This is a genomic window from Paraburkholderia kirstenboschensis, assembly GCF_904848585.1.
Classification (GTDB): Bacteria; Pseudomonadota; Gammaproteobacteria; order Burkholderiales; family Burkholderiaceae; genus Paraburkholderia; species Paraburkholderia kirstenboschensis.
The window spans coordinates 1-5648 of sequence record NZ_CAJHCR010000048.1 but is presented as its reverse complement, the minus strand read 5'-3'; the positions used below and the strand labels follow the sequence as shown (position 1 = coordinate 5648).

Below are 5648 nucleotides of genomic sequence, written 5' to 3'. Positions count from 1 at the left end.
AGTGCTGGCGGATCGGACCAAAGCACGACAGGAATGACTGCGTGTGTTCGGGCAAGCGAAAACCTCGCATCGGCCGCTCGCGTTCACGCTTGGGTTGATGGCTGTTTTCAGCGCGGTTGTTCACTCGCGCGCTGGCCTTGACGAAAACGTGCTTCACATTCGCCAGCCCAAGGATCTCCGCTATCGCGGCCGGGTAACTGCGAAGCTGGTCGGTGACGATTTTCTTCGGTACCATGGAAGAGCCAGCCAATACCCGTTTGAAGAAGCGTTTGGCAGCGGCCTTGTCGCGGCGCTTCTGAAGCAGGATGTCGAGTTCAATGCCGTGCTCATCGACTGCACGCCACAGCAGCCAAGGCTCGCCGCGCAGCGTCACCTACATTTCGTCGAGATGCCATGTGCTGCCCGGCTTGCGACGGGCAGTCCTGACCTGATGCGAAAAACTGGCGGTGGGCAGCGACAATTGTCACGCCGGCCGTGCGGCTTGACGCTGTCTGTGGCGCCGAACTTGTCCGACCACCGCCGGATCGATTCATGGCTGACAACTATGCCGCGTTCAAACAGTAGCTCCTCGACGTCGCGAAAGCTGAGTTGAAAGCGGATGAGGCCGGCAGGGGACTGACACCGCACAACGCAGCGAAGCTGGCTTCTGACTGCAGCCTCTCACTATTGTCTCCGGCCGTCAGCAAGAGCTGAGCCGCCGATTCGTATCCGATGGAGTTGCGCGCGATCAGTCCGGGGGCGAGTTCATCAACCAGCCCGGCGATCATGACGTCCAGATCTGCGATCTCGTGGTGCAACTGGAGATAGCGACGAGCCAGCGATTTGAGTGGGATCCAATGCGCAGAGGTCAGACCGCGGTAATCAGTGAGGTCGGGACGCCAGGTCGCCAAAGTACGGATCAATTGCATACGCGTCGCTGTGCGCAACGATTCGCGCAACTCGTCGGATGCGCTGACGATTGTGTCATCGATCGATCGTCCTTGCCTCGTCTGCGCCGATCGCTCCTGTCCTGTGCAGCGACTTTCAGTACAGTGATCCCCGATTAACCAGATCTTCCATGACTGGTCTATCGCTATGCGGGTCAGGCCGCCCGGGAACAACTGATACCGATATTCTTACTGTCGCTATGCAGGATTACGCCGGCTTCAGGGCGGCGCCTGAACCACGCCATGCGCAATGCGTCCGTGATCAGTTCAGCCTTCATGTGCGGCTGCATCGACCAGCCCGCCACCTGTCGACTGAACAGGTCGATGATGACCGCTAGGTACACCCAGCCCTCGGCCGTCGCCAGACAGGTGATATCGCTCGTCCAGAGCTGGTTCGGCGCCGTTGCAGTGAAGTTGCGCTCCAGCAAATTAGGAGCCACCGGAAAATCATGGTTCGAGTTTGTCGTCGCAATGTACTTGCGCTTATGGCGAGCCCGAATGCCATGCTGTGCCATCAGCTTGCGAACCCGGTCCTTGCCCACGCGCACGCCCTCGGTGCGGCTTGTCCTACGCGGTGCGTTGCCGGCGCTGATGATAGCCGCTGGGACTGACTTCCAACACTTCGTCGCATAGCACCGACATCGACCAGTCGCGTCGATTGCGCTCAATGAACGCGTACTTCACATCGGTTCCTTGGCGAAGTCCTCAGGCGAGCCACTTCCGCACGCAGCCGCGCAAGCTCCATCTGCTCCGCGCCCACAGGCTTCGTGCCAGCTTGCCTTCCCCGTCAGCCTTCACCCAGTTGTACAGCGTCTGTTCAACCACGCCCCGTGTCGCCGCCACCGCAGCCATGCTTTGCCCTGCCTTGACCAGCCGGACCGCTTCCAGCTTGAACTCGAGCGTGTACTGCGCCCGCTTTGCCTTGCTTGTCATCGTTCTTCTCCTTGCTTGAGTTTACGCAGCAAGGGATTCGTTTTTCGGGCCAAGCTCAAATTGATGGTCAAGTGCTACCGGGTGCGCCGGCGAGGCGCAGTACTTCTTTAAGCCCAATCGGATCGTGTGCCCGAAGCCAGACTAGCTGGTCGACAAGGGTCGCGCTGTTTGGTATGACCTCCTCGCGCTTCAGGTCGTCAATCTGTTTGTGTATTTCCTTCAGACGTTCAAAAGATTCCTTGAACTGTTCTTCAGAAATCGAGTCCGGTTCGGCTAGGCGCAGAACTACTTCGGTGATCAAGCCAAGCTGCCGCCCATAGGACGCAAGCTCGAACGCTCGCTTCTCGACACTTGCATTCCCAGCGCTCGGCGAGATTGCATCAAAGAACCAAGTGGTATCCGGTGCAATTTGCTGGGCAACGGCACCGCTGAATGGGAGATGAATGCTCGGAAGAGTCCAGTACCAATTCCAGGGGAACATGCGCTCCATCATTTCCTCCATCGCGTGACATTGGAAGACCTACCGTGAAGTTGCCATCTGTCTGCCGGTGATCTCACTCTAGTCGGTTCCGCCATCCAGTGCCAGCAGGAACTGTTCGATGGCTGTAGCGTCTCCCGCAAACGAGCCACCGCCATCGGGCCCAAGCCGTTTCTCTTGGCTGAATTTCGTACTGAAATACCTCGTGGGACGTGGATGTCAATTCTGCGAGAACATTACGCCAGCGAAGAATCCTGTCGCCATAGAGAACGCTGAGTTCGCCGCTTGAAGTGCGGAATTCCTGCCCCAATGGGGAATGCCCCTTGTGCACGTGCCGCAGCATGAAGCCCGTTCCAGAAAGCCGCATAAGCGTGAGCGGGGCGTTGACACTTCCACGGACGCCGTCAGCGGGAATTGCTGTTTTGAACCGCCCCGGCGCCGTTCAAGCTGCGCAGGAAGCGCCGGTGATTGAAGAAAAACTGCAGCAGGCCCAGCCAGGTCGCGGCTGGGCTGGCGTGGTGCAAAGCGCGTTACACTCGAAACTCGGAATCCTTTTGCCAGCGCGGCTCCGTCGATTTTCAGTATAACGCGACAACGGCACATTATGAACCACGCATAATTCGGGTATCCAATGCAGTCTTACCCGATTGTGTTTGGGTTCGTTACGGTTTCCTCCACTCACCTCCGTCGTAAACCCGCGCCTCCGAATTGACGAACGTTAGATCGAGCTCCACACTGCTGGACCGAGCACTCGCAAAAATCGTAGAAGTCTCGATTTTCTGTTCGAACCACACGAGTACCTTCTCGATCGGTGTGAAGTCTGCTGCGCCCTTAACCATGGGTTGCGGAGCAGCGTAAATCGGCGTGCTGATGGTCTGACCGTCTACGCCGGTGCTCAACTGGGAAATTCCAGGATGGATCGGGCCGTATTCGTTCAACAGATTGATCGCGGTAGACTTGCCGCCTGTGGACGGGGCGCCGAGCTGGCCGAAACTGTTCAGCGTGACGATTTCGCCAAGGCCCATGGTCACATACTTGGTTGACGCCTTGACGGTGATGCCGTCCTTGTACTGGTTGCTACCGAAGATCTGATATTGCGGCACCCACGAGAAGTCGTTGTCTTCGAGATACTCGAAAGATGCGCGCCAGACCACGTTGTAGGCAGCGTCACCTACCTTCTTCGCAAAACAAAGGTTATAACCGCTCTGCTTCAGCCGTGTGAAGTCCGTTGAGGCGATCCCAATTGTGACGTTCTTGGTGACCGCCGCCAGATAGCTCTGATACGACTGGACAAGTTCACCGAAGTCTTCGACGTTGTACGTCATCGGTTGGGTCTCGAAACTGGCCGAGGTGCCTGTCGCACTGACACCTTTGCAAAGCACTTTTCTACCCGTATCGATGTGCGAGCCCTGATAAATGTAGTAGGTGTAGTTCGCCGTGAGCTTGTCTTTCGGCGCGAGGTCGGAGACAGTGAACTGGACGTTGTCGCGTCTGGGCAGTTCGCCGTTGCCGTGCGTCACAGGCTCCCAACCCTTGCCTTTCGGCCAGGGACCGATATGCAGTTTGCTCATTTCTGATCTCCAAGAGGATGCCCGCCGAAAAGAGCTGCCTTACGCCTGGCGGGCTATGAGGCGTAAATATTAGGATTCCCGATTTGTAGCGACTTGCGCAACGCTTCATTCCGCCTTGACATTGATGACGTTCGGTCTCAGCCGGCCAGCAAACTGGACAATCGAACTACCCCATGAAAATTTAGTCAGACGGCGTAACGGCGAATATGCAAAAGCCGGGGCGGCTGTAAAGCGAATTGCTGATGGCCTCGGATCAGTATTTATATGAATTGTTCCGGGTTTAATTGCCCGTTAGTTTTATTAGCAGCATTTTATGTGTGATGCATCAACTCAATAACGCAGGACTGAATTCATATTAGGATTCGCCAGATTGCTTTCCTATGCCACATTTCGCGTATCGGCTGGCGAGCCAAGCTGCAAGTTGACGCGTCGATTGCAACTGCAATTTGCGCAGCAAATGCTCACGGTGCTTGTCCACGGTGCGGGGGCTGACCTGAAGAACCCGTCCGATATGCTTGCTGCTATACCCAAGACATAGCAGGCGTAGCACACGCCTTTCGGCTTCGCTTATCCGAAGCCCGTCTAGATCGACTCGGGCTGCCCAGTCGGGTTCGTCCAGAAGGTCGGAACACGGCAAGGCAACAACGGAAAGAACGCTGGTCTTCTGCTTGACTCGGCTACTGTGGCGTCTTGCGGTATCAAGACCGATTCCCAGGCGCGTCGCGATGTCCCTGCTGCTCATTCCGAGGCGTAACAGATTGAGGACTTCTCTCTCTCGGGGCGTGAGACTTGAGTCCATCGGTCCTTCGCGATTATTTTGGGGGATCGTAAGGACGCGCTTTCGGGGGATGTAGCATTGATGAAGTGACTTCTATAGATATTGAACGAAATAGTCATCCGACGACGTTAGCCATACGACCCCTGCTGGAAATCTGCCTCGAAGATCGGTTCCAGTAACAGCTTGAGCGCCCCTTGGACTGCTCGATCACGCATCGCGGGTATCGATAGGACGCGGAATTCCCCCGTCCTTCGGTATCTTCCGCCTCCGTGCCGGCAGTGGCCGGTTGGTACCTGCTCAGCAAGGGTTCGTTTTTCGGGGGCAAGCTCACACCGGTTCCTCAGGCGTACGCCCCCACATCCACCGGCTCCACGGTCTGCGCCCGAGGTCTCGCCGCGTACGCCTTGGACTCTTGCCCGTGACGGTGTCAAACGCAATCTCAAGTTGATACAGCTTCAGATGCAAGCGCAATCGTAGTTTGATACACCTTGTCCTACGGTTATTAGCTGGGTGTTGCCTCCTTGGAATTGCGTTTGCGTTTGACGTCGTCCGCGTCGTTTAGGTAAGGCGGCGGGATGCGGTTGATCATGCCGGCCTGGCGTTTTTCCTTCAGCCTGTACGAGTCGCCAGAAATCGGCACGACGTGTGCGTGATGGAGTAACCGGTCGAGGAGCGCCGCCGTAAGCGTGGCGTCGTCTGCGAAGGTCTGGTCCCACTGGCCGAACGGCAAATTACTCGTCAGGACAAGACTGCCGGTCTCGTATCGTTTGGCCACCACCTGGAAGAGCAGGTTCGCCTGCTCCCGGTCCATTGGCAGGTATCCCATCTCGTCGATTAATGTTGCGCGCAAGATTAATTGATTTATGTGCAGCGCGCGGTTATGTGGAGTTTCCCTCTGGGCGCTGCTTCGGCGCCTGGTTGTGTCAGGAGTTCGTCAACATAACTTCGTCGTGGGAGTAGCG

The 5648-nt window shown here is 56.8% G+C and carries 4 protein-coding genes and 3 pseudogenes; all 7 read right to left on the bottom strand.

Annotated features, from left to right (window positions below):
• Positions 1-627 (bottom strand): annotated as a pseudogene (locus JMY24_RS37675) (IS6 family transposase); the annotation flags it as partial.
• Positions 597-971 (bottom strand): annotated as a pseudogene (locus JMY24_RS37670) (IS110 family transposase); the annotation flags it as partial. The pseudogenes JMY24_RS37670 and JMY24_RS37675, both read right to left, overlap by 31 nt.
• Positions 972-1120: 149 nt before the next feature.
• Positions 1121-1859 (bottom strand): annotated as a pseudogene (locus JMY24_RS37665) (IS3 family transposase); the annotation flags it as partial.
• A gap of 67 nt (positions 1860-1926) precedes the next feature.
• Positions 1927-2352 carry a hypothetical protein gene (locus JMY24_RS37660; RefSeq protein WP_193425308.1) on the bottom strand — a complete coding sequence of 142 codons (426 nt, stop codon included), beginning with the start codon at positions 2350-2352 and terminating at the stop codon, positions 1927-1929.
• A gap of 647 nt (positions 2353-2999) precedes the next feature.
• The gene (locus tag JMY24_RS37655) at positions 3000-3908 is read right to left on the bottom strand and encodes a hypothetical protein (RefSeq protein WP_128597123.1); all 909 of its coding nucleotides are present in this window, start codon (positions 3906-3908) and stop codon (positions 3000-3002) included.
• 355 nt (positions 3909-4263) lie between these two features.
• The gene (locus JMY24_RS37650) at positions 4264-4707 is read right to left on the bottom strand and encodes a LuxR family transcriptional regulator (RefSeq protein ID WP_128597125.1); all 444 of its coding nucleotides are present in this window, start codon (positions 4705-4707) and stop codon (positions 4264-4266) included.
• Positions 4708-5188: 481 nt separating this feature from the next.
• Positions 5189-5557 (bottom strand): ATP-binding protein, encoded by a 369-nt coding sequence (locus JMY24_RS37645; protein WP_413231308.1) that lies wholly within the window; start codon positions 5555-5557, stop codon positions 5189-5191.
• Between the last annotated feature and the right edge of the window lie 91 nt (positions 5558-5648).

Excerpts from the sequence above, each read along its gene's own strand:
- JMY24_RS37660 (WP_193425308.1), bottom strand. The coding sequence starts at position 2,352 with ATGATGGAGCGCATGTTCCCCTGGAATTGGTACTGGACTCTTCCGAGC.
- JMY24_RS37655 (WP_128597123.1), bottom strand. The coding sequence starts at position 3,908 with ATGAGCAAACTGCATATCGGTCCCTGGCCGAAAGGCAAGGGTTGGGAG.
- JMY24_RS37650 (WP_128597125.1), bottom strand. The coding sequence starts at position 4,707 with ATGGACTCAAGTCTCACGCCCCGAGAGAGAGAAGTCCTCAATCTGTTA.